The organism is Pseudomonas sp. S35, assembly GCF_009866765.1.
In the GTDB taxonomy this organism is placed as follows: Bacteria; Pseudomonadota; Gammaproteobacteria; order Pseudomonadales; family Pseudomonadaceae; genus Aquipseudomonas.
In genome coordinates, this window is sequence record NZ_CP019431.1 from 1 (window position 1) to 24,233 (window position 24,233).

A 24,233-nucleotide genomic window follows, 5' to 3' on the forward strand; every position below is an offset into this window, starting at 1 on the left:
GTGTCAGTGGAACTTTGGCAGCAGTGCGTGGAGCTTTTGCGCGATGAGCTGCCTGCCCAGCAATTCAACACCTGGATCCGTCCACTACAGGTCGAAGCCGAAGGCGACGAGTTGCGTGTCTATGCACCCAATCGCTTTGTTCTCGACTGGGTCAACGAGAAGTACCTGAGCCGCGTTCTCGAATTGCTCGATGAACATGGCAACGGCCTCGCGCCCTCGCTTTCTCTGCTAATAGGCAGCAAACGCAGCTCGGCACCGCGTGCCGCGCCGAATGCGCCGTTGGCGGCGAGTGCCTCGCAGGCTCAGGCCGCAGCGGCACCTGTTAATAACGCGCCCGCGCCGGTTGCCCAGACGTCTTCGAAACCAGCGTCGCAGAAAAACGCGCCTATTAATGAAGAACCGTCCCGCGACAGCTTCGACCCGATGGCTGGGGCGAGCTCGCAACAGGCACCGATCCGTGCCGAGCAGCGCACGGTGCAAGTAGAAGGCGCGCTCAAGCACACCAGCTACCTGAACCGCACCTTTACCTTTGAGAACTTCGTCGAAGGTAAATCCAACCAGTTGGCTCGCGCCGCTGCCTGGCAAGTGGCAGATAACCCCAAGCACGGTTACAACCCGCTCTTCCTTTATGGTGGCGTGGGCTTGGGTAAGACTCACTTGATGCACGCTGTGGGTAACCACCTATTAAAGAAGAACCCGAATGCCAAGGTCGTGTACCTGCACTCGGAGCGCTTCGTGGCTGACATGGTCAAGGCCTTGCAGCTCAATGCCATCAACGAGTTCAAGCGGTTCTATCGCTCCGTTGACGCCTTGCTGATCGATGACATTCAATTCTTTGCCCGCAAGGAACGTTCCCAGGAAGAGTTCTTCCACACCTTCAACGCCCTGCTCGAAGGCGGCCAGCAGGTCATCTTGACCAGTGACCGTTATCCCAAGGAAATCGAAGGCCTGGAAGAGCGCTTGAAATCGCGCTTTGGCTGGGGCCTTACCGTTGCGGTAGAGCCACCCGAGCTGGAAACCCGTGTTGCGATCCTGATGAAAAAGGCTGACCAGGCCAAGGTCGACCTGCCGCACGACGCTGCTTTCTTCATTGCCCAACGCATTCGCTCCAACGTGCGTGAGCTGGAAGGCGCGCTCAAGCGGGTCATCGCACACTCCCACTTCATGGGCCGCGACATCACCATCGAGCTGATTCGCGAATCCCTGAAAGACTTGTTGGCACTGCAGGATAAACTGGTGAGTGTGGATAACATCCAGCGCACCGTGGCCGAGTACTACAAGATCAAGATTTCCGACCTGCTATCCAAGCGCCGCTCGCGCTCGGTTGCACGTCCGCGTCAGGTGGCCATGGCCCTCTCCAAGGAGTTGACCAACCACAGCCTGCCGGAAATCGGCGATGTATTTGGCGGTCGCGACCACACCACTGTCTTGCACGCATGCCGCAAGATCAACGAACTTAAGGAATCCGACGCGGATATCCGCGAGGACTACAAGAACCTGCTGCGTACACTGACCACTTGATGACACCAGCGCAGCTTATCAAGGCAAGGGACTAGACCATGCATTTCACCATTCAACGCGAAGCCCTGTTGAAACCTCTGCAACTGGTCGCAGGCGTCGTCGAGCGCCGACAGACCTTGCCGGTGCTCTCCAACGTATTGCTGGTTGTCGAAGGCCAGCAGTTGTCCCTGACTGGCACCGACCTGGAAGTCGAACTGGTTGGCCGCGTGCAGTTGGAAGAGCCGGCTGAACCGGGCGAGATTACCGTGCCAGCGCGCAAGCTGATGGACATCTGCAAAAGCCTGCCAAATGACGCGCTGATCGACATCAAGGTTGATGAGCAAAAGCTGGTGGTCAAGGCAGGTCGCAGCCGTTTCACGCTGTCCACCCTGCCGGCCAACGACTTCCCAACCGTGGAAGAAGGCCCTGGCTCGCTGACCTGCAGCCTGGAGCAAAGCAAGTTGCGTCGTTTGATCGAACGCACCAGCTTCGCTATGGCCCAGCAGGACGTGCGTTACTACCTCAACGGTATGCTGCTGGAAGTATCCGAAGGCATCATCCGTGCGGTTGCCACTGATGGTCACCGTCTGGCGATGTGCTCGATGCGGGCCGATATCGGCCAGCCTGACCGTCACCAGGTCATTGTGCCGCGCAAAGGTATTCTCGAACTGGCGCGCCTGCTCACCGAACCGGATGGCAATGTCAGCATCGTATTGGGTCAGCATCACATCCGGGCCACCACCGGGGAGTTCACCTTCACATCCAAGCTGGTTGACGGTAAGTTCCCGGATTACGAGCGCGTGCTGCCTAAAGGCGGCGACAAGCTGGTGATCGGCGATCGTCAGGCCCTGCGTGAAGCGTTCAGCCGTACAGCGATCCTGTCGAACGAAAAGTACCGTGGTATTCGTCTGCAACTGGCTAACGGTCAACTTAAGATCCAGGCCAACAACCCGGAGCAGGAAGAAGCGGAAGAAGAAGTGGGCGTCGACTACAACGGCGGTTCACTGGAAATCGGCTTCAACGTGAGCTACTTGCTGGACGTGCTGGGTGTGATGACCACCGAACAGGTTCGCCTGATTCTGTCGGACTCCAACAGCAGCGCCCTGGTACAGGAATCCGATAACGACGACTCGGCTTACGTTGTCATGCCGATGCGTCTGTAATCATGCTCAGCAGAAGCTAGATGTCCCTCAGTCGCGTCTCGGTCACCGCGGTGCGCAATCTGCACCCGGTGACCTTCTCCCCCTCCCCCCGCATCAATATCCTCCACGGCGCCAATGGCAGTGGCAAAACCAGCGTGCTGGAAGCCATCCACTTGCTGGGACTCGCCCGTTCCTTTCGTAGTGCGCGCTTGTTGCCGGTTATCCAGTACGAACAACTGGCGTGCACCGTTTTTGGCCAGGTTGAACTGGCGGAAGGTGGGCACAGCAGCCTGGGGATATCGCGTGATCGCGGCGGTGAATTTCAAATCCGCATCGATGGGCAAAATGCACGTAGCGCCGCCCAGTTGGCAGAAATCCTGCCACTGCAACTGATCAACCCCGACAGTTTCCGTTTGTTGGAAGGCGCGCCCAAAATCCGCAGGCAATTCCTCGATTGGGGAGTGTTCCACGTGGAACCGCGTTTCATGGCCACGTGGCAGCGCCTGCAGAAGGCCCTGCGGCAGCGGAACTCATGGCTGCGGCATGGTACACTTGACGCCGCTTCGCAAGCGGCCTGGGACCGGGAACTGTGCCTGGCCAGTGACGAAATAGATGAATACCGCCGCGCCTATATCAAAGCCTTGAAACCAGTCTTTGAGCAAACCTTGAGTGAGTTGTTAGATCTCGAAGGGCTGACGCTGAGCTACTACCGTGGCTGGGACAAAGAGCGTGAACTGAGTGCAGTGCTCGCCACGTCCTTGCACCGGGATCAGCAAATTGGCCACACCCAAGCCGGCCCCCAGCGAGCTGACCTGCGCCTTAGATTAGGCGCTCACAACGCCGCGGATATCTTGTCCCGTGGCCAGCAGAAGCTGGTGGTGTGTGCACTGCGTATCGCCCAAGGCCACTTGGTTAGCCAAGCCCGGCGCGGTCAGTGTATTTATCTGGTGGATGACCTGCCGTCCGAACTCGACGAGCAACACCGCCGCGCGCTATGCCGCTTGTTGGAAGACTTACGCTGCCAGGTGTTTATCACCTGTGTAGACCACGAATTATTGAGGGAAGGCTGGCAGACGGAAACGCCAGTCGCTTTGTTCCACGTGGAACAAGGCCGTATCACCCAGACCCACGACCATCGGGAGTGAAGGCATGAGCGAAGAAAACACGTACGACTCGACCAGCATTAAAGTGCTGAAAGGTTTGGATGCCGTACGCAAACGTCCCGGTATGTACATTGGCGACACTGATGACGGTAGCGGTCTGCACCACATGGTGTTCGAGGTGGTCGACAACTCCATCGACGAAGCTCTGGCCGGTCACTGCGACGACATCAGCATCATCATCCACCCGGATGAGTCCATTACCGTGCGCGACAACGGTCGTGGCATCCCGGTAGATGTGCACAAAGAAGAAGGCGTTTCGGCGGCAGAGGTCATCATGACCGTGCTCCACGCCGGCGGTAAGTTCGACGATAACTCCTATAAAGTCTCCGGCGGTTTGCACGGTGTGGGTGTTTCGGTAGTGAACGCACTGTCTGAAGAGCTGATCCTGACCGTTCGCCGTAGCGGAAAAATCTGGGAGCAGACCTACGTCCACGGTGTTCCACAAGAGCCGATGAAAATCGTCGGCGACAGTGAATCGACCGGTACGCAGATTCACTTCAAGCCATCGGCTGAAACCTTCAAGAATATCCACTTCAGCTGGGACATCCTGGCCAAGCGTATTCGTGAACTGTCCTTCCTCAACTCCGGTGTGGGTATCGTCCTCAAGGATGAGCGCAGCGGCAAGGAAGAGCTGTTCAAGTACGAAGGTGGCCTGCGTGCATTCGTTGAATACCTGAACACCAACAAGACTGCGGTCAACCAGGTGTTCCACTTCAACATCCAGCGTGAAGACGGCATCGGCGTGGAAATCGCCCTGCAGTGGAACGACAGCTTCAACGAGAACCTGTTGTGCTTCACCAACAACATTCCACAGCGCGATGGCGGTACTCACCTGGTGGGTTTCCGTTCCGCACTGACGCGTAACCTGAACACTTACATCGAAGCCGAAGGCTTGGCCAAAAAGCACAAGGTCGCGACTACCGGTGACGACGCCCGTGAAGGCCTGACCGCGATTATCTCGGTAAAAGTGCCGGACCCTAAGTTCAGCTCCCAGACCAAAGACAAGCTGGTGTCTTCCGAAGTGAAGACCGCAGTAGAGCAGGAAATGGGCAAGTACTTCTCGGACTTCCTGTTGGAAAACCCGAACGAAGCCAAGCTGGTTGTCGGCAAGATGATCGACGCTGCACGTGCCCGTGAAGCTGCGCGTAAGGCTCGTGAGATGACCCGCCGTAAAGGCGCGCTGGATATCGCTGGCCTGCCAGGCAAACTGGCTGACTGCCAGGAGAAGGACCCTGCCCTCTCCGAACTGTACCTGGTGGAAGGTGACTCTGCTGGCGGCTCCGCCAAGCAGGGTCGTAACCGTCGCACCCAGGCCATCCTGCCGTTGAAGGGTAAGATCCTTAACGTCGAGAAGGCCCGCTTCGACAAGATGATTTCCTCCCAGGAAGTCGGCACCTTGATCACGGCACTGGGCTGCGGTATCGGCCGTGATGAGTACAACATCGACAAGCTGCGCTATCACAACATCATCATCATGACCGATGCTGACGTCGACGGTTCGCACATTCGTACCCTGCTGCTGACGTTCTTCTTCCGTCAGTTGCCAGAGCTGATCGAGCGCGGCTACATCTACATCGCTCAGCCACCGTTGTACAAAGTGAAAAAGGGCAAGCAAGAGCAATACATCAAAGACGATGACGCCATGGAAGAGTACATGACGCAGTCGGCCCTGGAAGATGCGAGCCTGCACTTGAATGACGAAGCACCGGGTATTTCCGGTGAATCGCTGGAGCGTCTGGTTAACGACTTCCGCATGGTGATGAAGACCCTCAAGCGTCTGTCGCGCCTGTACCCTCAGGAACTGACCGAGCACTTCATCTACCTGCCGGCGGTAAGCCTGGAACAGTTGGGCGATCACGCAGCGATGCAGGATTGGCTGACCCAGTACGAAGCACGCCTGCGCACCGTCGAGAAGTCCGGCCTGGTGTACAAAGCCAGCCTGCGTGAAGACCGTGAACGTAACGTGTGGCTACCGGAGGTCGAACTGATCTCTCACGGTCTGTCTAACTACGTCACCTTCAACCGCGACTTCTTCGGCAGCAATGACTACAAGACCGTGGTCACCCTGGGCGCGCAACTGAGCACCTTGCTGGACGACGGCGCTTATATTCAGCGTGGCGAACGCAAGAAGCAGGTCAAGGAGTTCAAAGAGGCACTTGACTGGCTGATGGCCGAAAGCACCAAGCGCCACACCATTCAGCGATACAAAGGTCTGGGCGAAATGAACCCGGATCAGTTGTGGGAAACCACGATGGATCCCGCTCAGCGCCGCATGCTACGTGTGACCATCGAAGACGCCATTGGCGCAGACCAGATCTTCAACACCCTGATGGGTGATGCGGTCGAGCCTCGTCGTGACTTCATCGAGAGCAATGCTCTGGCGGTGTCGAACCTGGACTTCTGATCAGGGCTCGACCTTCCAAACCAAAAGGCCAACGCTTAGCGTTGGCCTTTTTTATTGCGTGCAAATCACTGGTTTTTGAAATGCTCCACGTGGAACATCGGTGTTTGCCTAACCATGAGACGCCGTGGCCACACTCTCCAACCGGTACCCATACCCGTAGATCGTCAACAGTTGCCAACCCCTATCGGCGGTGAGCCCTAGCTTGTTACGCAGCCGATAAATATGCGTATCCAACGGCCGCGACGATACCATTTCTTCATGAGTCCAGAAGCGCTCATAAAGGTACTCACGGGACAGCGGCCGGGCCAGGTTGGCAAACAAGCAACTGGCCAGGCGGTACTCGCGTTCGGTGAGGTTGATGGGTTTGCCTGCACGAGTGACGGTGAGTTCGGCATCGTCGAACGTCAGGTCATTGAAGCTCTGCACTTCATGGGTTGCCGATTTCTGCAGGCCATGCCGACGCAGTACAGCAGTGACTCGCGCCTTGAGTTCATTCGGGCGGAAGGGTTTGCTGACGTAATCGTCGGCGCCACTGTTCAACGCGGTAACGATATCGCTTTCGGCATCACGGCTGGTGAGCATGATCACGGCCGGCGGTGACTCCATGTGTTCACGGGTCCAGCGTAGCAATGCGATACCGGTGATATCGGGCAGTTGCCAGTCGAGTATCAGCAGGTCAAACGTTTCCCGACGCAATTGACGCAACAGGTCTTCACCGCGTTCAAAGCAATGCAGGGTCCAAGGCTGTTCGGCGGTGCTGGGGATTTGTCGCAGTGTCTGTTCTACCCGTCGCAATTCAGCGGGTTCGTCATCCAGTATTGCGACACGCATGGGTGGGTCCTTTCTTCTCGAAGAGTACGGCAGTCGTAGTGAGAGCACGTACTGCGCAGATGCCGGTCATTGAATCTGAAGAATTGTGCGCAGATTCAATGGCCCCTTGGATCTCTCGGTACGCTGAGATCAATGAGCGGTCACCCCATTGAAAGTCCTCGATACCTATGTGGGAAAGATACCGGCTCCAGGCCATAAGGAAAAGGATCAGCCGACGCGTGCGCTGTCGTAAACTCCCGTGGCCTGATAGTGGATGGCCTTTGGCGCTCTACCCTTTATGCAGGAATACTTTTCCACAGTGCCGAAAATGCGCTTCACTGGGCGTTACGCCACCTTCTACCGTATGCCAACAACAGGGACACGCTGATCAATGATGCTCTGGGGCAAGGCCGAAAAACGTCAACCCACCCATGCCCAGCGGCTGTTCCACGGGCTGGTGCGTGAGTGGTTGTGGATCGGCTTGCTGTTGTTGCCGATCACCGCCTACCTGTCGATGAGCCCTGGCCTTGCCCTGAACAACCCGCTGTATGACAGTCTTCGCCGCGTGACCCCATTGCCAGTGGACCCGCGTATCTTGCTGGTGACCATCGATGACACCAGCTTGAAAAAGCTCGGCCAGTGGCCCTGGCCCCGTAGTTTGCACGCCGACCTGATCGACCGGCTAAGTGCTGCGCAACCCACCGGTATTCTGTTCGATGTGATCTTCAGCGAGCCCGGAAACCCGGCCAATGACAAACGCTTGGCCGACGCGGTGTGCAACGCCGGTAACGTCTTGTTGCCCCTGGCACGTGACGATTCCGCCAGCGCCAGCCAACCCGCGGCGCCCGTGCTGGCACTGCTCAAGTGTGCCAAGGGCGTTGGGCATATCAACGTTGAAGCGGACAGCGATGGCGTGGTGCGCAGCCTGTATATGCGCGAAGGCCCACCCGATGCCCCGGTGCCGCAACTGGCGTGGTTGGCCTATACGATGAGCGGCCAGCAACCGGCTGATATGCCGGGGGAACCTGAAGCGTCGATCACCCAGGACTGGCACCGGACGCATGCCGTTCGCATCCCGTTTATTGCCTCTGACACCCATTTCCCGAGTGTGTCTTATGTCAGCGTATTACGTGGTGAAGTCCCTCCCGAGCGACTGCGAGACCGTCTGATTCTGGTAGGGGCCACCGCATCCGGCATGGGCGATCGCTTTGTCACCCCGCTCTCTCCCATGGTTGGCACCACGGCAGGGGTGGAGATCCAGGCCAATGTGCTCAATGGCTTACTCCAAGGGCGCAGCGTTGTGGACCTGCTCCAATGGTTGTCGGCGGTGATGGCAACATCCCTGGTAGCGTTGCTGCTGGGTCTGCTGCTCTACCGTCCGCGTTATGCCCTATGGATGACGCTGGGATGTATGTTCGCGGCCTTGCTCGGCTCATTTGCTCTATTGCGGCTGGGCTACTGGTGGTCGCCTGCGGCTTGCCTGATCGGTTTGCTGCTCAGCTACCTGATCTGGAACTGGCGGCGTCTGAGCGTGATCCTGGCCTACTTTGGCTGGGAACTGGCGCGGCTGGATAACGAGCCCAAGGTTCTTCCCGAGCGCCGCCGTGCCCCCGCCAGCAAAGGTGATGTGTTGCAGGGACGCATCTTTGCCCTGGAGCAAGCGGTAAGCCGCACCCGTGACACCCGACGTTTTATGGCCGATGGGCTGGAGTGCCTGCCGGTGGCGACGCTGATCACCGACACCCAAGGCAATATCCTGCTGGCCAACCGCATTGCCCGCGAGGTGTTCGGCAATGACCTAGTCAACCAGAACCTCCTGGAGCAACTGGTTGACCTGGGTTATCCACCGCTGCACAACGGTGTGCGCCCTGCCCTTTCGGCGTTGGAGTTGGTTGAGTTTCGGGACATCCACCAACGCAGCCTGCGCATGGAGCTTGCCCCCTTGCTGCCGGCTGAAGGTGACGTGGCGCTGGGCTGGCTGTTGAGCCTTACCGACCTGAGTAAGGAGCGTGAGGCGCAGCAGCACCGCGAAACCATGTTGCGCTTCCTCTCCCATGACTTGCGTGCGCCTCACTCAGCGATCCTCGCGTTGCTGGATGTGCATAACACGCAGGCGCCGGTATTTGCCCAGATCGAACAGCAAGTACGCCGTGCCTTGAGCCTGACCGAATCGTTCGTCCAACTGGCAAAAGCCGAGGCCGACGGCTACCAGTTCCAACCAACGCTATTCGCCATGCTGGTGATGGATGCCTTCGACCAAGTGGCGGTGATTGCCCAGCTCAAGGGCATTCACCTTGTCCATGATCTGGATGAGGCCGATGAAGGTAGGGTGTCCGCCGATCAGTCGCTGCTCACCCGCGCATTGTTCAATGTGCTGGAGAACGCGATCAAATACTCGCCGTCTGGTACCACCGTGAGGTTGCGACACAGCAGCACCCAAGGCTGGTTGGAATGCCGCATCAGCGATCAGGGCCCGGGGATAGCCGCTGAGGATTTGCCGGAGCTGTTCAGCCAATACAAACGCTTTGATTCCGCGCAAGGCAGCGAGGGCCTGGGGTTGGGCCTGAGCATGGTCAAGGCGGTCGTGGAACGTCACGCAGGCCGCATTGACTGTGAAAGTACCGTGGGCAAAGGCACGACCTTCACCCTGCAACTTCCGTTGCTGGAAGACAGCTGAGCGCGCTGTTTGGCTGTGCATAAAAAACCGGTCGCAAGGACCGGTTTTTTTATGCTGAAAAAACTTATGCACGTTTTTAGCGATTTTATGAGCTCGAGAAATATGTAAGTAAATCAATTTCTTATAGAGCAAAAAAGCCAATTCGCCAACAAACCGTGCACAGGTTATCCACAGATGCTCACACCACCGGCGTGTCCACCACAATCGGCCCCGGCGGCAGCGAACCCATGTCGCGCTGTTGGGCTTCATTCCACGCTTGTGCGCGCTCATTCAGCGCAGCAATTGCCCGTGGGCCTTCGCCTTCGGCGTACATCGGCTCGCCAATCACCACGGTGATGGTGCCTTCACGCTTTGCCCAACCAGTCTTTGGCCAGAACTTGCCTGCGTTGTGCGCAATCGGCAGCACCGGCAGCTGGGCGTTGACCGCCAAGGCCGTACCGCCCCGGGAGAATTTGCCCACGGTGCCAAAGGGTACCCGCGTCCCTTCCGGGAAGATCAGCACCCATACGCCGTCCTTGAGCAGCTCGTCGCCCTTCTTGGCCACGTGCTTGAGTGCGGCCTTGGGGTTGTCACGGTCGATGGCGATCGGACGCAACATGGCCATGGCCCAGCCGAAGAACGGCACATACAGCAGCTCGCGTTTAAGCACTTGGCTCAACGGCGAGAAGTACGCCGAGAGGAAGAACGTCTCCCAGGTGCTCTGGTGGTTCGACAGAATCACGCAGGGCTGCTCCGGGACGTTTTCCGCGCCCTTGATCTCGAAACGGATGTTCAGGAACACCTTGGTCAGCCACAACGCGCAGCGGCACCAATAGACGTTGATAAAGCGATAACGCGCCTTGAACGGCAGGAAGGGTGCAATAAAAAAGCTCAGGGTGCACCAGAGAAGCGAACTGGTGCCCAGCAGCAGGTAAAAGAAAAAGGTTCTGATGGCCTGCAAGATCGACATGGCGGCATTTACCGTTGCGGGACACGGCCCGCCTGTTGGAAAGCGCACTCCCGAACACTCCTTGGCCAGGAAGTCGAGGGTGGCTAGTTGTTGATAAGTTCTGCGGCAACTGCCGCCAGATCGTCAAAAATCAAAGTGCCTACCGGCAGGTTTTTCGCCTGGGTCTTTTCGCCTTTCCCGGTCTTTACCAAAACTGGCTGAGAGTCGACGGCTTTGGCCGCCTCCAGGTCACCGAGGCTGTCCCCGACGAACCATATCCCAGCTAACGGCACCTTGTAATGTTCTGCAATGATTTTCAACATGCCGGGCTTGGGTTTGCGGCAATCGCAACCCTCATCCGGCCCATGGGGGCAGTACACCACCAGCCCCACCTCACCGCCCTGCTCGGCCACCAACGTGCGCAAGCGCGCGTGCATGGCGTCCAGGGTAGCGATGTCGTAGTAACCACGGGCAATGCCGGACTGGTTGGTGGCAATCGCCACTGTCCAGCCGGCTTTGCTCAACTGCGCGATGGCCTCGATCGAACCGGGCAGTGGAATCCACTCCGCCACCGACTTGATGTAAGCGTCGGAGTCGTAGTTGATCACCCCGTCCCGATCGAGAATCAGCAGTTTCACCATGATCAGCTCAGGGTCGAAATGTCAGCGATGTTGACGAACAAGCCGCGCAGACGCGCCAGCATGGCGTAGCGGTTTTTGCGCACGCCCGCGTCTTCGGCATTGATCATCACAGCTTCGAAGAACGCATCCACCGGTTCACGCAGGGTAGCCAGGCGCGCCAGTGCTTCGGCGTAGTTACGCTCGGCGATCAGCGGCTTCACCGCGTTTTCTGCCTTGGCAATGGCCGAGTTCAACGAGAACTCCTTGGCATCGGCAAACAGGCCAGGGTCGACGTCGCCGTTGCCCAGGCCTTCGGCCTTGCTCAGCAGGTTCGATACACGCTTGTTCACCGCGGCCAGGGCATCGGCTTCGGGCAGCTTGCGGAAGGCCTGTACGGCTTGTACGCGCTGGTCGAAGTCTAGCGCCGAACCCGGTTTCAGGGCACGTACCGACAGGTAGACGGAAACGTCCACGCCTTCGTCTTCGTAGCGCGCACGCAGGCGGTCGAACACGAACTCCAGCACTTGCTCGGCCAGGCCGGCTTGCTTGACCTTGGCACCGAACTGGCCGACGGCGAACACCACGGCCTGGGTCAGGTCGAGGTCCAGCTTCTTGTCGATCAGGATGCGCAGTACGCCGAGGGCTGCACGGCGCAGGGCGTACGGGTCTTTGCTACCGGTCGGCAGCATGCCGATACCGAAGATGCCCACCAGGGTATCCAGCTTGTCGGCGATGGCCACGGCCGCACCGGTCAAGGTGGTTGGCAGCTCGGCACCGGCACCGCGTGGCATGTACTGCTCGTTCAGTGCCAGCGCAACGTCTTCGGCCTCGCCATCGTTGAGGGCGTAGTAGTAGCCGGCAACGCCTTGCATCTCAGGGAACTCGCCGACCATCTCGGTAGCCAGGTCGCACTTGGACAGCAAGCCAGCACGGGCGGCCGAGGCCGCTTCGCCGCCAATGCGTGGTGCGATGTAGGCAGCGAGTTTGGAAACGCGCGCAGCCTTGTCGTAGACGCTGCCGAGTTTTTCCTGGAACACCACGTTTTGCAGGCGCAGGTTGAAGTCTTCGAGCTTCGACTTCTTGTCTTGCTTGAAGAAGAACTCGGCGTCGGTCAGGCGCGGGCGAACGACTTTCTCGTTACCGGCGATGATCTGCTGCGGGTCTTTGCTTTCGATGTTGGCCACGGTGATAAAGCGCGGCAGCAACTTGCCGTCCACGTCCAGCAGGCAGAAGTACTTCTGGTTGTCCTGCATGGTGGTGATCAATGCTTCTTGCGGCACGTCGAGGAAGCGCTCTTCGAACGAGCACACCAACGGTACTGGCCACTCAACCAGCGCTGTCACTTCGTCGAGCAGGCTTGGCGGCACGATGGCGGTGCCTTCCTGCAGGCGGGCCAGCTCTTCGGTGCGCTTGCTGATCAGCTCGCGACGCTCATTGGCATCGGCCAGCACGTAAGCGGCACGCAGGTCGGCGGCATAGTTCGCCGGCGAGGTGATGCGTACGGCCTCTGGATGGTGGAAGCGGTGACCACGGGAATCACGGCCAGCCTTCTGGGCGAGGATGGTGCAGTCGATGACCTGGTCACCGAGCAGCATCACCAGCCATTGGGTTGGGCGCACGAACTCTTCCTTGCGCGCGCCCCAGCGCATGCGCTTGGGGATCGGCAGGTCGTTCAGGGAGTCTTCAACGATGGTTGGCAGCAGGCTGGCAGTCGGCTTACCGGTGATGACCTGGCTGAAACGCAGTTTCGGACCGCTCTGGTCGATCTCGCTCAACTCCACGCCACACTTCTTGGCAAAACCAAGGGCGGCCTGGGTCGGGTTGCCTTCGGCATCGAAAGCCGCCTGGCGCGGCGGGCCGTCGAGGTTGATGCTGCGGTCCGGCTGCTGGGTTTCCAGCGCGGTCAGCAACACCGCCAGGCGACGTGGCGCGGCGTAGACTTTTTTCGCTTCAAACTTCAGGCCAGCGCTTTGCAGGCCTTTTTCGATACCGGCCAGGAATGCATCGGCCAGGGTGTTGAGTGCCTTGGGTGGCAGCTCTTCGGTGCCCAGTTCAACCAGGAAATCTTGAGCACTCATTGTGCAGCCTCCAGCTTAGCCAACACTTCATCACGCAGGTCCGGGGTCGCCATCGGGAAGCCCAGCTTGGCGCGAGCCAACAGGTAGGCTTGGGCGACGGAACGCGCCAGGGTGCGTACTCGCAGGATGTATTGCTGGCGCGCGGTTACCGAGATGGCACGGCGGGCGTCCAGCAGGTTGAAGGTGTGGGACGCCTTCAACACCATTTCATAGCTTGGCAACGGCAGCGGCTGGTCGAGTTCGATCAGGCGCTTGGCTTCGCTTTCATAGAAGTCGAACAGCTCGAACAGCTTCTCGACGTTGGCGTGTTCGAAGTTGTAAGTGGACTGCTCCACTTCGTTCTGATGGAACACATCGCCGTAGGTCACTTTGCCGAACGGGCCGTCAGCCCACACCAGGTCGTAGACCGAGTCCACGCCTTGCAGGTACATGGCCAGGCGCTCGAGGCCGTAGGTGATTTCGCCGGTCACCGGGTAGCACTCGATGCCGCCCGCTTGCTGGAAGTAGGTGAACTGCGTCACTTCCATGCCATTGAGCCAGACTTCCCAGCCCAGGCCCCAGGCGCCCAGGGTCGGTGACTCCCAGTTGTCTTCGACAAAACGGATGTCGTGGACCAACGGGTCCAGGCCCACATGCTTGAGCGAGCCCAGGTACAGTTCCTGGAAATTGTCCGGGTTCGGCTTCAGCACCACCTGGAACTGGTAGTAGTGCTGCAGACGGTTCGGGTTTTCGCCGTAGCGGCCGTCAGTCGGGCGACGACTGGGCTGCACATAAGCGGCGTTCCAGGTTTCCGGGCCGATGGCCCGCAGGAATGTAGCGGTGTGGAAAGTGCCGGCGCCTACTTCCATATCGTAGGGCTGAAGTACCACACAACCTTGCTCGGCCCAGTATTGCTGGAGGGCGAGGATCAAGTCTTGGAAGGTACGCACGGCTGGCGTAGGCTGGCTCACGAAATTCACCTGTTACTTGGGCTGCGATTTAAAGAGCGGGAGTATACCCGATTCGGCCCCGCCACCACTCCCTGGAGCCTTATGCCACGCTGCTTTTGGTGTTCTGAAGATCCGCTGTACATGGCTTATCACGATCAGGAGTGGGGAACGCCGCTACGCGATGCGCAGGGTTTGTTCGAGTTGCTTTTGCTCGAAGGGTTCCAGGCGGGCCTGTCCTGGATCACCGTTTTACGCAAACGCGAGCATTATCGAAAGGTCTTGTTCGGGTTTGATGCCCAGCGCTTGGCGCAATTGAGTGATGACGAGATCGAAGCGCTGATGCTTGACCCGGGCATCGTGCGCAACCGCTTGAAGCTCAACGCCACACGGCGCAACGCGGCGGCCTGGCTGGCGTTGGAAGACCCGGTGGGCTTGCTCTGGTCGTTTGTCGGCGGCGTGCCCAAGGTCAATCATTTCAAGGATCGCAGCGAGGTCCCGGCGATTACACCGCAGGCCGAAGCCATGAGCAAAGCCCTGAAAAAAGCCGGCTTCACCTTTGTTGGACCGACCATCTGCTACGCGTTCATGCAGGCCTCTGGCATGGTCATGGACCACACGCAGGACTGCGACCGTTACGCGGACTTGGTCAACGCCGGTTAGAATGGTCGATTTGCGCACCACACACGATCAGGAGTGACCTGTGGAAAAGTTTAAAGGCGCCTTGCTGGTAGGCGCTCTTCGGTTGTTTGCCCTGCTGCCTTGGCGCGCCGTCCAGGCCGTCGGTACGGCGATTGGCTGGATCATGTGGAAAACCCCCAACCGCTCCCGCGAGACGGTGCGGATCAACCTGTCCAAGTGTTTCCCGGACATGGACCCGGCCGCGCGCGAGCGCCTGGTTGGCCAGAGCCTGATGGACATCGGCAAGTCCCTGACCGAAAGCGCCTGCGCCTGGATCTGGCCGGCCCAGCGTTCCATCGACTTGGTACGTGAGGTCGAAGGCCTGGAAGTGCTGCACGAAGCCCTGGCCTCGGGCAAAGGCGTGGTCGGCATTACCAGCCACCTGGGCAACTGGGAAGTGTTGAACCACTTCTACTGCAACCAGTGCAAACCGATCATTTTCTACCGCCCGCCCAAGCTCAAGGCGGTGGACGAGTTGCTGCGCAAGCAGCGCGTGCAGTTGGGCAACCGGGTGGCGGCGTCGACCAAGGAAGGCATCCTCAGTGTCATCAAAGAGGTACGCAAGGGTGGCCAGGTGGGTATTCCCGCTGACCCGGAGCCGGCTGAATCCGCCGGGATCTTCGTGCCGTTCTTCGCCACCCAGGCGCTCACCAGCAAGTTTGTGCCGAACATGCTCGCGGGCCACAAGGCGGTCGGTGTGTTCCTGCACGCCCTGCGACTGCCGGACGGTTCGGGTTACAAAGTGATCCTGGAAGCGGCACCGGAAGACATGTACAGCACCGACACCGCAACGTCCTGCGCGGCGATGAGCAAGGTGGTGGAGCGTTATGTTGGCGCCTATCCGAGCCAGTACATGTGGAGCATGAAACGCTTCAAGAAACGCCCGCCGGGTGAAGAGCGGTGGTACTGATTCACCACTGAACGCAAGGTCGGCAAAAAACAATGTGGGAGCGGGCTTGCTCGCTCCCACATTTGGTTCCGCTTAAGCCTTTCGGTCGAGTTTCTTCAGGAATACGATCATCTCTTTTTCGGCCTGCTTATCGCCATGGGCTTGGGCCGCTTCTATGCCCTTATCCCATGCCAGCCGTGCGGCGCTCAGATCATTCAAGCCAAGTTGCGCCTTACCCAACAACTTCCACGCCGCCGAATACTTCGGATCAAACTCGACGCACTTGTGCAAATGCTCGGCCGCCTTGGCATTGTCCTTCAGATCCAGATAACCCTTGCCCAGCCCAAAGCGCAGCAGCGAATTATCCACACCCTTGGCGAGCATTTTTTCCAGGGATTCGAGCATTTGAACCACTCCGTTTGATCAAAAAAAGCTCAGCCCCACGTGGAACAACTTCTCCACATCGCGGATGTGTTTTTTATCCACAAGGAAAAGGATGACGTGGTCGCCGGTAGCGATCACCGTATCGTCGTGGGCAATGATCACCTCTTCGTCACGGATGATCGCGCCAATGGTGGTACCCGGAGGCAAACCGATATCGCGGATGGCCCTGCCGATCACCTTGCTCGACTTGGCGTCGCCGTGGGCAATCGCCTCGATGGCCTCTGCCGCGCCCCGGCGCAGGGAGTGCACGCTGACGATATCGCCACGGCGCACGTGGGCGAGCAAGGTGCCGATGGTCGCCAGTTGCGGGCTGATGGCGATGTCGATATCGCCGCCCTGGATCAGGTCGACATAGGCCGGGTTGTTGATGATGGTCATCACCTTCTTCGCCCCCAGCCGCTTGGCCAGCAGCGAGGACATGATGTTGGCTTCGTCGTCGTTGGTCAGGGCCAGGAAGATGTCGGCGTCGGCGATGTTTTCTTCCATCAACAGGTCGCGGTCCGAGGCGCTGCCTTGCAGGACGACGGTGCTGTCGAGGGTGTCGGACAAATGCCGGCAACGCGCCGGGCTCATTTCAATGATCTTCACCTGATAGCGGCTTTCGATGGCCTCGGCCAGCCGCTCGCCGATCTGCCCGCCGCCGGCGATAACGATGCGTTTGTAGTTCTCGTCGAGCCGGCGCATTTCGCTCATCACGGCGCGAATATTCGCTTTGGCCGCGATGAAAAATACTTCGTCGTCGGCCTCGATCACGGTATCGCCCTGGGGCAGGATCGGCCGGTCACGCCGGAAAATCGCCGCGACGCGGGTTTCCACGTTAGGCATGTGTTCGCGTAGCTGGCGCAGTTGTTGGCCAACCAGCGGGCCACCGTAGTAGGCCTTCACCGCCACCAACTGCGCCTTGCCGCCAGCGAAGTCGATGACCTGCAAGGCGCCCGGAATTTCGATCAGGCGCTTGATGTAGTGGGTCACCACTTGTTCCGGGCTGATCAGCACGTCGACCGGGATCGCGTCGTTGTCGAACAGGCCCGCGCGGGTCAGGTAGGCGGCCTCGCGTACCCGGGCGATCTTGGTCGGGGTGTGGAACAAGGTGTGCGCGACCTGGCACGCGACCATATTGGTCTCGTCGCTGTTGGTCACAGCCACCAGCATGTCGGCATCGTCGGCACCGGCCTGACGCAGCACCGTAGGAAACGACGCACGACCTTGTACGGTGCGGATGTCCAGGCGGTCGCCCAGGTCGCGCAGGCGCTCGCTGTCGGTGTCGACCACGGTGATGTCGTTGGCTTCGCTGGCCAAATGCTCGGCCAGTGTGCCGCCAACCTGCCCTGCCCCAAGGATGATGATTTTCATCCGGTCACTCCCTCAAAAACCATTCAGCCGCGTGCGGCGGCGATCTTGATCAGTTTGGCGTAGTAGAAGCCATCGTGTCCGCCTTCTTGTGCCAGCAATTGGCGGCCGTGGGGCTGCTTGATCCCGGCTGTCGTGGCCAGGTCCAGTTCCCGTGCGCCGCTGGTGCGGGAGAGGAAGGCTTGGATCACCTCGGTGTTTTCGGTAGGCAAGGTGGAGCAGGTGGCGTAGAGCAGGATGCCGCCGACGTCCAGGGTTGGCCACATCGCGTCCAGCAGTTCACCTTGCAGCGCGGCCAGGGCGGCGATGTCGTCAGGTTGGCGGGTGAGCTTGATGTCCGGGTGGCGGCGGATCACGCCGGTGGCTGAGCACGGCGCGTCGAGCAGGATGCGCTGGAATGGCTTGCCGTCCCACCAGGTGGCGGTGTCGCGACCATCGGCGGCGATCAGGTCGGCGCTCAGGCCCAGGCGTGCGAGGTTTTCCCGTACGCGCACCAGGCGCTTGGCTTCCAGGTCGACAGCTACTACACCGGCCAGGTCTTTTTCGACCTCCAGAATGTGACACGTCTTACCGCCCGGCGCGCAGCAGGCATCGAGCACCCGTTGGCCTGGGGCGAGGTCGAGCAAGTCGGCGGCCAGTTGCGCGGCTTCGTCCTGCACGCTGATCCAACCCTCGGCAAAGCCCGGCAGGCTGCGCACGTCAGTGGCGGCTTCCAGCACGATGCCGTCGACGCTGTACACGCACGGCGTGGCGTTGATGCCGGCGTCGGTGAGCAATTGCAGGTAGGCGTCACGGCTGTGATGACGGCGGTTGACCCGCAAAATCATGGGTGGATGCGCATTGTTGGCCGCGCAAATGGCTTCCCACTGCTCGGGCCAGAAGGCCTTGAGGGATTTTTGCAACCAGCGCGGGTGAGCGGTGCGCACCACCGGGTCATGTTCCAGCTCGGCCAGCAGGGCTTCGCTTTCGCGTTGGGCGCGGCGCAGCACGGCGTTGAGCAAGGCCTTGGCCCAAGGCTTTTTCAGCTTGTCGGCGCAACCGACGGTTTCACCGATGGCGGCGTGGGCCGGTACACGGGTGTAGAGCAACTGATAGAGGCCGACCAACAGCAGCGCCTCGACATCGGCGTCCGCGGCCTTGAACGGCTTTTGCAGCAGCTTGGCCGCCAGTGCCGACAGGCGCGGTTGCCAGCGGGCGGTGCCAAAGGCCAGGTCCTGGGTGAAACCGCGATCACGGTCCTCGACCTTATCCAACTGCGTCGGCAGCGAACTGTTCAGCGAAGCCTTGCCGTTGAGTACGGCGGCGAGAGCCTTGGCGGCGGCCAGACGTGGGTTCATTGCGCGGCCACCCCAAGTACGGTGCCCAGGGAAAATTTCTCACGACGGCTGTTGAACAAGTCGCTGAAATTCAGCGCCTTGCCGCCGGGCAATTGCAGACGGGTCAGACACAGCGCCTGCTCACCACAGGCGACCAACAGGCCGTCTTTGCTAGCGCCAATGATTTCACCGGGGGCGCCTGTGCCGTCGGCCAATGTGGCGGCCAACACTTTCAAGGCTTCGCCGTCGAGGGTGCTGTGGCAGACCGGCCACGGGTTGAAGGCACGTACCAAGCGCTCCAGCTCTACCGCCGGGCGGTTCCAGTCGATGCGCGCTTCGTCTTTGTTCAATTTGTGGGCGTAGGTGGCCAGGCTGTCATCCTGCACGTCGCCTTCCAGGGTGCCGGCAGCGAGACCGGCGATCGCTTGGATCACGGCCGGTGGGCCCATTTCGGCGAGGCGGTCGTGCAGGCTGCCGCCGGTGTCTTCGGCGGTGATCGGCGTAACGACTTTGAGCAGCATCGGGCCGGTGTCCAAACCTGCCTCCATGCGCATCACGGTCACACCGCTTTGAGCATCACCGGCTTGCACCGCGCGCTGGATCGGCGCCGCACCGCGCCAGCGTGGCAGCAGCGAGGCGTGGCTGTTGATGCAGCCCAGACGTGGGATATCCAGCACCACTTGCGGCAGGATCAAACCGTAGGCCACTACCACCAACAGGTCGGGCTTGAGCGCGGCGAGTTCGGCCTGGGCTTCGGCGTTGCGCAGGGTCGGCGGCTGCAGCACGGGAACGTTGTGCTCCAGCGCCAGCTGCTTGACCGGGCTCGGCATCAGTTTTTGCCCGCGACCGGCCGGGCGATCCGGCTGGGTGTACACCGCGACCACGTCGTAAGGGCTGGCAAGCAGGGCCTTGAGGTGTTCGGCGGCAAATTCTGGGGTGCCGGCAAAAACAATGCGCAGTGGCTCGGTCATGGGAGGTCTCGGTTAAAAGCAGTCACAAAAGAAAAAGGCTTGCCGCAGCAAGCCTTTGGAAGAAGGGCATCAAGCTTGCTGGCGATGCTTTTTTTCCAGCTTCTTCTTGATCCGGTCGCGCTTGAGCATGGACAGGTAATCGACAAACAGCTTGCCGTTGAGGTGGTCGCATTCGTGCTGGATGCACACTGCCAGCAGGCCTTCGGCAATCAGCTCGAACGGCTTGCCGTCGCGGTCTAGCGCCTTGATCTTCACGCGTAACGGGCGTTCGACGTTCTCGTAGAACTCCGGCACTGAGAGGCAGCCTTCCTGGTATTCGCCCATCTCTTCGGTCAGCGGTTCGAATTCCGGGTTGATGTACACCATCGGCTCGCTGCGGTCTTCCGACAGGTCCATGACCACGACGCGCTGATGCACATTGACCTGGGTGGCGGCGAGGCCGATGCCCGGGGCTTCATACATTGTTTCAAACATGTCATCGACCAACTGACGAACCTTGTCGTCCACTACGGCCACCGGTTTGGCGATCGTGCGCAGGCGCGAGTCGGGGAATTCGAGGATGTTCAAAATAGCCATAAGCGTAATTGCTGCACATGTGAGGTAAAGGCAAATCGGCGGTGGGATGGACCCATACGGCCGGTGTGAAACGCCCAAAAGCCGCGAAGGCTATGGCATTTCACGCGAACGCACATAATAAAGGAGATTCACCCCATGAGGAAATCGCTACTCGTCTTGCTGCTGTGGGCGCCGTTGGCCATTGCGTTGTCTCCCCAGCCAGGCCAGCGCCTGGATTTGGCGACGCAACAGGCCATCCAGCGCTTTTTACTGCATAACCGTATTCTTGATACACCTCAGGATCTGGACACAGCACCTTACATTGTCGCGGCCGATACCGGCCGCGTGCTGGGCGCCAACGGCGAACGTGTGTATGCCAGGGGCAACCTGGACCCCGCCCAGCCGAGCTACGGGATCTTTCGCCGAGGCCGGGTCTATACCGACCCGCAAACCCAGGAATTGCTGGGCATCAATGCCGACGACATCGGCACCGCACGCTTTGTGACGGCTGGCGACCTCAGCACCCTGGTCGTCCAGCGAATCACCCAGGAAATACGCCCTGGCGACCGCTTGCTCCGTGCCCAGGCGCCTGTCGAACTGGCACACCTGCATATCCCTAAATCCGCAGCCTTCATCGACGGGCACATTATCGATGTTCCCAAGGGCGTTACCCAGATCGGGGTGCTCGATGCAATCACCTTGAACAAAGGCCGGCGCGACGGGCTGGTGGAAGGTCAGTTGATGGCCGTCATCAAGACCGGTGCGACCGTCCGTGACGCCCTTACAGGGGCGCCCGTGAAACTTGCCGATGAACACGCCGGCCAGCTGCTGGTGTTCCGCACCTACGAAAAGCTCAGTTACGGCCTGGTCCTCAGCGCGTCACGGTCACTGGCGGTGATGGACCGTTTCGAGACTGTCCGTCATACGCAATAAATAGCCTGCTAAATAAGTTACCAACAGAGTTATCCACAGCTTTTTCCGATCAAGGATGATCTGATGTATCCGACCAACAGCCGTGAAATTTCCCCGTCAGAACTGGAAGCGCGACTACGCTTGCACAGGCTGCCAGAGGTGGGCCCAAAGCGTTTTCGCGTATTGATCGAAGCGTTCGGTAGCGCGTCAAAAGCCATCAGTGCTCCTGCCAGTGCCTGGCGCTCCCTGGGGTTGTCGTCCATCAGCGCCGATGCTCGACGCAGCCCTGAAGTGCGCGACGGTGCCGGTGCGGCATTGGCCTGGCTGGAGGGTCCGGCCCAGCATTTGCTGATGTGGGACCAGCCTGATTACCCGGCACTGCTGGCACAGATCGACGATGCGCCGCCGCTGTTATTTGTCGCTGGCGACCCAACTATCCTGGAAAAACCGCAACTGGCGATGGTTGGCAGCCGCCGCGCCTCGCGCCCCGGCATGGACACTGCCGCCGCGTTTTCCCGCAGTCTGGCGAGTGCCGGTTTTGTCATCACCAGCGGCTTGGCGTTGGGCATCGATGGCGCGGCGCATCAAGCCGCATTGGATGTGGGTGGCCATACAATCGGCGTACTCGGCACCGGGCTGGAAAATTTTTATCCACAGCGCCACCGACGGCTTGCAGCGGCGATGATTGCCCAAGGCAGCGCGGTAGTTTCGGAGTTCCCGTTGGACACTGCGCCCCACGCCGGTAACTTCCCCCGGCGCAACCGCATCATCAGTGGTCTGTCCCTGGGCGTGCTGGTGGTGGAGGCCAGCATGGCCAGCGGCTCGCTGATCACCGCGAAACTGGCGGCTGAGCAAGGGCGCGAGGTGTATGCGATCCCAGGTTCCATTCATCATCCCGGCGCCAAAGGCTGCCACCAGTTGATCCGCGAGGGCGCCACGCTGGTGCAGACCATCGAGCATATTCTCGAAGGCTTGCGCGGATGGCAGGCCTTCTCGCGGCCGGCGCCCATACCGGTGACGCACCCGCTGGTGGCGCTGTTGCACGCGGCCCCCCACACCAGTGAGGCCCTGGCCATTGCCAGTGGACGGCCTTTGTCCCAAGTGCTGGCAACCCTCACGGAGCTGGAGCTTGAAGGCCTGGTGATCTGTGAAAGTGGGCGCTGGCATGCGCGCGGCCAGCTTTTGTAGCTGCCGGTTTTTTGGAACTAGGTTTTGTAACGAAGATCGGTAAACTGCCCAGAGCTTTAGTCCGGAGAGTAAACAATGGTCAACAGGTGGCGTGTGCTGGAAGCCGCACGAGAAATTCGCGCAGGTGCGGTGATTGCCTATCCAACCGAGGCAGTCTGGGGCCTGGGCTGCGACCCTTGGAACGAAGAAGCGGTGGACCGGTTGCTGGCGATCAAGAATCGCTCGGTGGACAAGGGCCTGATCCTGGTAGCCGACAATATCCGCCAGTTCGATTTCCTGTTCGAGGACTTCCCGGATACCTGGATCGACCGCATGGCCAGCACCTGGCCTGGGCCGAACACGTGGCTGGTGCCGCATCAGGATTTACTGCCGCAATGGGTCACCGGTGTGCATGACACCGTGGCGCTGCGGGTCAGCGATCACCCCTTGGTGCGCGATTTATGCGCGCAGGTGGGGCCGTTGATTTCCACCTCGGCAAACCCCCAGGGACGCCCGGCGGCTCGCTCGCGGATTCGTGTCGAGCAGTATTTCCGTGGGCAGGTGGACCTGGTGTTGGGTGGCGCCTTGGGTGGGCGCAAGAACCCTAGCCTGATTCGCAACCTCGCGACGGGTGAGGTGGTGCGGCCTTCCTGAGACCGCGTCGTACCCATCGGGGGCAAGCCCCCGAAGAGGCCCTCAAGGCAACAGAATGGTCGACCCCGTGGTACGTCGACCCGACAGCTCCGTCTGCGCCTTCGCCGCCTGCGCCAGCGGATACCGCTGGTTGATATCAATGCGCACCTTGCCGCTCTGGATCATCGAAAACAGATCATCCGCCATCGCCTGCAGGTTCGTCGGGTTGTTGGCGTAGGTCGCCAGGGTCGGTCGAGTCACGTACAGCGAGCCCTTGGCCGAGAGTATCCCCAGGTTCACCCCATCCACAGCCCCTGAGGCATTGCCAAAGCTCACCACCAACCCACGTGGTGCCACGCTGTCCAGCGACGTCAGCCAGGTATCCTTACCCACGCCGTCGTACACCACCGGCACTTTTTTGCCGTCGGTCAATTCCAGCACGCGCTGTGCGACGTTTTCCTTGCTGTAGTCGATGGTTTCCCAGGCGCCGAGGGATTTGGCTAGGGCGGCCTTTTCCGGCGAACTCACGGTACCGATCAACTTCACGCCCAGCGCCTTGGCCCATTGGCAGGCCAGGGAACCCACGCCGCCGGCTGCGGCGTGGAACAGGATGGTTTCGCCACCCTTGAGTTCATAGGTCTGGCGCAGCAGATACTGCACGGTCAGGCCCTTGAGCATGGCACCGGCGGCTTGTTCGAAGCTGATGTCCTCCGGCAGGTGCACCAGGTTGGCGGCGGGCAAGACGTGCAGTTCGCTGTAGGCGCCAAGCGGCCCGCTGCCATAGGCCACGCGGTCGCCGACCTTGAATTGGCTGACTTCGCTGCCAACGGCATCAACCACGCCGGCGCCTTCTGCGCCCAGGCCGGACGGCAAGGCAGGCGGCGCATACAGGCCGCTGCGGAAATAGGTGTCGATGAAGTTCAGGCCAATGGCCTCATTACGCACCCGAACCTGCTGCGGGCCCGGCTCTGCCGGCGTGTAGTCGACATATTCAAGTACGTCGGGGCCGCCATGGGCGCTGAACTGGATACGTTTGGCCATCTGCACTTCTCCTGGGTTCGAATTTG

21 protein-coding genes are annotated in these 24,233 nt (G+C 60.0%); 10 read left to right on the plus strand and 11 right to left on the minus strand.

Features of this window, described 5'->3' with window-relative positions; translation table 11 throughout:
• From dnaA to gyrB, 4 genes are read left to right on the plus strand one after another with little or no spacing between them, the layout of a single operon-like run.
• Nucleotides 1–1,521, plus strand: a complete 1,521-nt coding sequence (gene dnaA / locus PspS35_RS00005; RefSeq protein WP_159932170.1) for a chromosomal replication initiator protein DnaA — start codon at nt 1–3, stop codon at nt 1,519–1,521.
• Between the two features lie 38 nt (nt 1,522–1,559).
• Nucleotides 1,560–2,663 carry a DNA polymerase III subunit beta gene (gene dnaN / locus PspS35_RS00010; RefSeq protein ID WP_005783345.1) on the plus strand — a complete coding sequence of 368 codons (1,104 nt, stop codon included), beginning with the start codon at nt 1,560–1,562 and terminating at the stop codon, nt 2,661–2,663.
• Between the two features lie 20 nt (nt 2,664–2,683).
• Nucleotides 2,684–3,787: a DNA replication/repair protein RecF gene (gene recF, locus PspS35_RS00015; RefSeq protein WP_122306927.1), complete on the plus strand. Its 1,104-nt coding sequence runs from the start codon at nt 2,684–2,686 to the stop codon at nt 3,785–3,787.
• A gap of 4 nt (nt 3,788–3,791) precedes the next feature.
• On the plus strand, nt 3,792–6,209 hold the full coding sequence (gene gyrB, locus PspS35_RS00020) for a DNA topoisomerase (ATP-hydrolyzing) subunit B (RefSeq protein WP_159932172.1): 2,418 nt from the start codon (nt 3,792–3,794) through the stop codon (nt 6,207–6,209).
• 108 nt (nt 6,210–6,317) lie between these two features.
• On the opposite strand, the gene PspS35_RS00025 is transcribed toward gyrB, so the two are convergent.
• Complete coding sequence (locus PspS35_RS00025; protein WP_159932174.1) at nt 6,318–7,040, minus strand: response regulator transcription factor; 723 nt, start codon at nt 7,038–7,040, stop codon at nt 6,318–6,320.
• A 370-nt stretch (nt 7,041–7,410) separates the two neighbouring features.
• Here PspS35_RS00025 and PspS35_RS00030 point away from each other — a divergent pair, with 370 nt between their 5' ends.
• Nucleotides 7,411–9,696, plus strand: a complete 2,286-nt coding sequence (locus PspS35_RS00030) for a CHASE2 domain-containing protein (RefSeq protein WP_159932176.1) — start codon at nt 7,411–7,413, stop codon at nt 9,694–9,696.
• 178 nt (nt 9,697–9,874) lie between these two features.
• On the opposite strand, the gene PspS35_RS00035 is transcribed toward PspS35_RS00030, so the two are convergent.
• From PspS35_RS00035 to glyQ, 4 genes are all read right to left on the minus strand, one after another.
• Nucleotides 9,875–10,645 (minus strand): lysophospholipid acyltransferase family protein, encoded by a 771-nt coding sequence (locus PspS35_RS00035; protein WP_159932178.1) that lies wholly within the window; start codon nt 10,643–10,645, stop codon nt 9,875–9,877.
• A gap of 83 nt (nt 10,646–10,728) precedes the next feature.
• A complete protein-coding gene (gene gmhB, locus PspS35_RS00040; protein WP_174244848.1) occupies nt 10,729–11,268 on the minus strand; it encodes a D-glycero-beta-D-manno-heptose 1,7-bisphosphate 7-phosphatase in 540 nt (179 codons plus the stop codon).
• A complete protein-coding gene (gene glyS, locus PspS35_RS00045) occupies nt 11,268–13,322 on the minus strand; it encodes a glycine--tRNA ligase subunit beta (RefSeq protein WP_159932180.1) in 2,055 nt (684 codons plus the stop codon). The genes gmhB and glyS overlap by 1 nt, the downstream gene beginning before the upstream one ends.
• Entirely contained in the window at nt 13,319–14,272 is a 954-nt protein-coding gene (glyQ, locus tag PspS35_RS00050) for a glycine--tRNA ligase subunit alpha (protein ID WP_003213601.1), read from the minus strand. Before glyQ ends, glyS begins: the two co-directional genes overlap by 4 nt.
• Before the next feature lie 81 nt (nt 14,273–14,353).
• Between glyQ and tag the strand changes: the two genes are divergently transcribed.
• Nucleotides 14,354–14,911 carry a DNA-3-methyladenine glycosylase I gene (gene tag, locus PspS35_RS00055; RefSeq protein WP_159932182.1) on the plus strand — a complete coding sequence of 186 codons (558 nt, stop codon included), beginning with the start codon at nt 14,354–14,356 and terminating at the stop codon, nt 14,909–14,911.
• A 40-nt stretch (nt 14,912–14,951) separates the two neighbouring features.
• On the plus strand, nt 14,952–15,839 hold the full coding sequence (locus PspS35_RS00060; protein ID WP_122306920.1) for a lysophospholipid acyltransferase: 888 nt from the start codon (nt 14,952–14,954) through the stop codon (nt 15,837–15,839).
• Between the two features lie 72 nt (nt 15,840–15,911).
• Here PspS35_RS00060 and PspS35_RS00065 read toward each other — a convergent pair whose 3' ends face one another.
• The 5 genes from PspS35_RS00065 to def form a co-directional block, all read right to left on the minus strand.
• Nucleotides 15,912–16,223 (minus strand): hypothetical protein, encoded by a 312-nt coding sequence (locus PspS35_RS00065; protein ID WP_159932184.1) that lies wholly within the window; start codon nt 16,221–16,223, stop codon nt 15,912–15,914.
• Nucleotides 16,224–16,241: 18 nt separating this feature from the next.
• Nucleotides 16,242–17,615, minus strand: a complete 1,374-nt coding sequence (gene trkA, locus PspS35_RS00070; RefSeq protein WP_159932186.1) for a Trk system potassium transporter TrkA — start codon at nt 17,613–17,615, stop codon at nt 16,242–16,244.
• Nucleotides 17,616–17,638: 23 nt separating this feature from the next.
• Nucleotides 17,639–18,949 (minus strand): 16S rRNA (cytosine(967)-C(5))-methyltransferase RsmB, encoded by a 1,311-nt coding sequence (rsmB, locus tag PspS35_RS00075; protein WP_159932188.1) that lies wholly within the window; start codon nt 18,947–18,949, stop codon nt 17,639–17,641.
• The gene (gene fmt / locus PspS35_RS00080; RefSeq protein ID WP_159932190.1) at nt 18,946–19,899 is read right to left on the minus strand and encodes a methionyl-tRNA formyltransferase; all 954 of its coding nucleotides are present in this window, start codon (nt 19,897–19,899) and stop codon (nt 18,946–18,948) included. The genes rsmB and fmt overlap by 4 nt, the downstream gene beginning before the upstream one ends.
• A gap of 69 nt (nt 19,900–19,968) precedes the next feature.
• Nucleotides 19,969–20,475: a peptide deformylase gene (def, locus tag PspS35_RS00085; protein ID WP_159932192.1), complete on the minus strand. Its 507-nt coding sequence runs from the start codon at nt 20,473–20,475 to the stop codon at nt 19,969–19,971.
• Between the two features lie 135 nt (nt 20,476–20,610).
• Here def and PspS35_RS00090 point away from each other — a divergent pair, with 135 nt between their 5' ends.
• The 3 genes from PspS35_RS00090 (at nt 20,611) to PspS35_RS00100 (ending at nt 23,187) form a co-directional block, all read left to right on the plus strand.
• Nucleotides 20,611–21,387, plus strand: coding sequence for a peptidoglycan-binding protein (locus PspS35_RS00090; protein WP_159932194.1), 777 nt, complete (start codon nt 20,611–20,613; stop codon nt 21,385–21,387).
• Nucleotides 21,388–21,450: 63 nt separating this feature from the next.
• Entirely contained in the window at nt 21,451–22,554 is a 1,104-nt protein-coding gene (gene dprA / locus PspS35_RS00095; protein WP_159932196.1) for a DNA-processing protein DprA, read from the plus strand.
• Nucleotides 22,555–22,629: 75 nt separating this feature from the next.
• Nucleotides 22,630–23,187 (plus strand): L-threonylcarbamoyladenylate synthase, encoded by a 558-nt coding sequence (locus PspS35_RS00100; protein WP_159932198.1) that lies wholly within the window; start codon nt 22,630–22,632, stop codon nt 23,185–23,187.
• A 42-nt stretch (nt 23,188–23,229) separates the two neighbouring features.
• Here the strand turns inward: PspS35_RS00100 and PspS35_RS00105 are convergent, their stop codons facing one another.
• A complete protein-coding gene (locus PspS35_RS00105; protein ID WP_159932200.1) occupies nt 23,230–24,207 on the minus strand; it encodes a quinone oxidoreductase in 978 nt (325 codons plus the stop codon).
• Between the last annotated feature and the right edge of the window lie 26 nt (nt 24,208–24,233).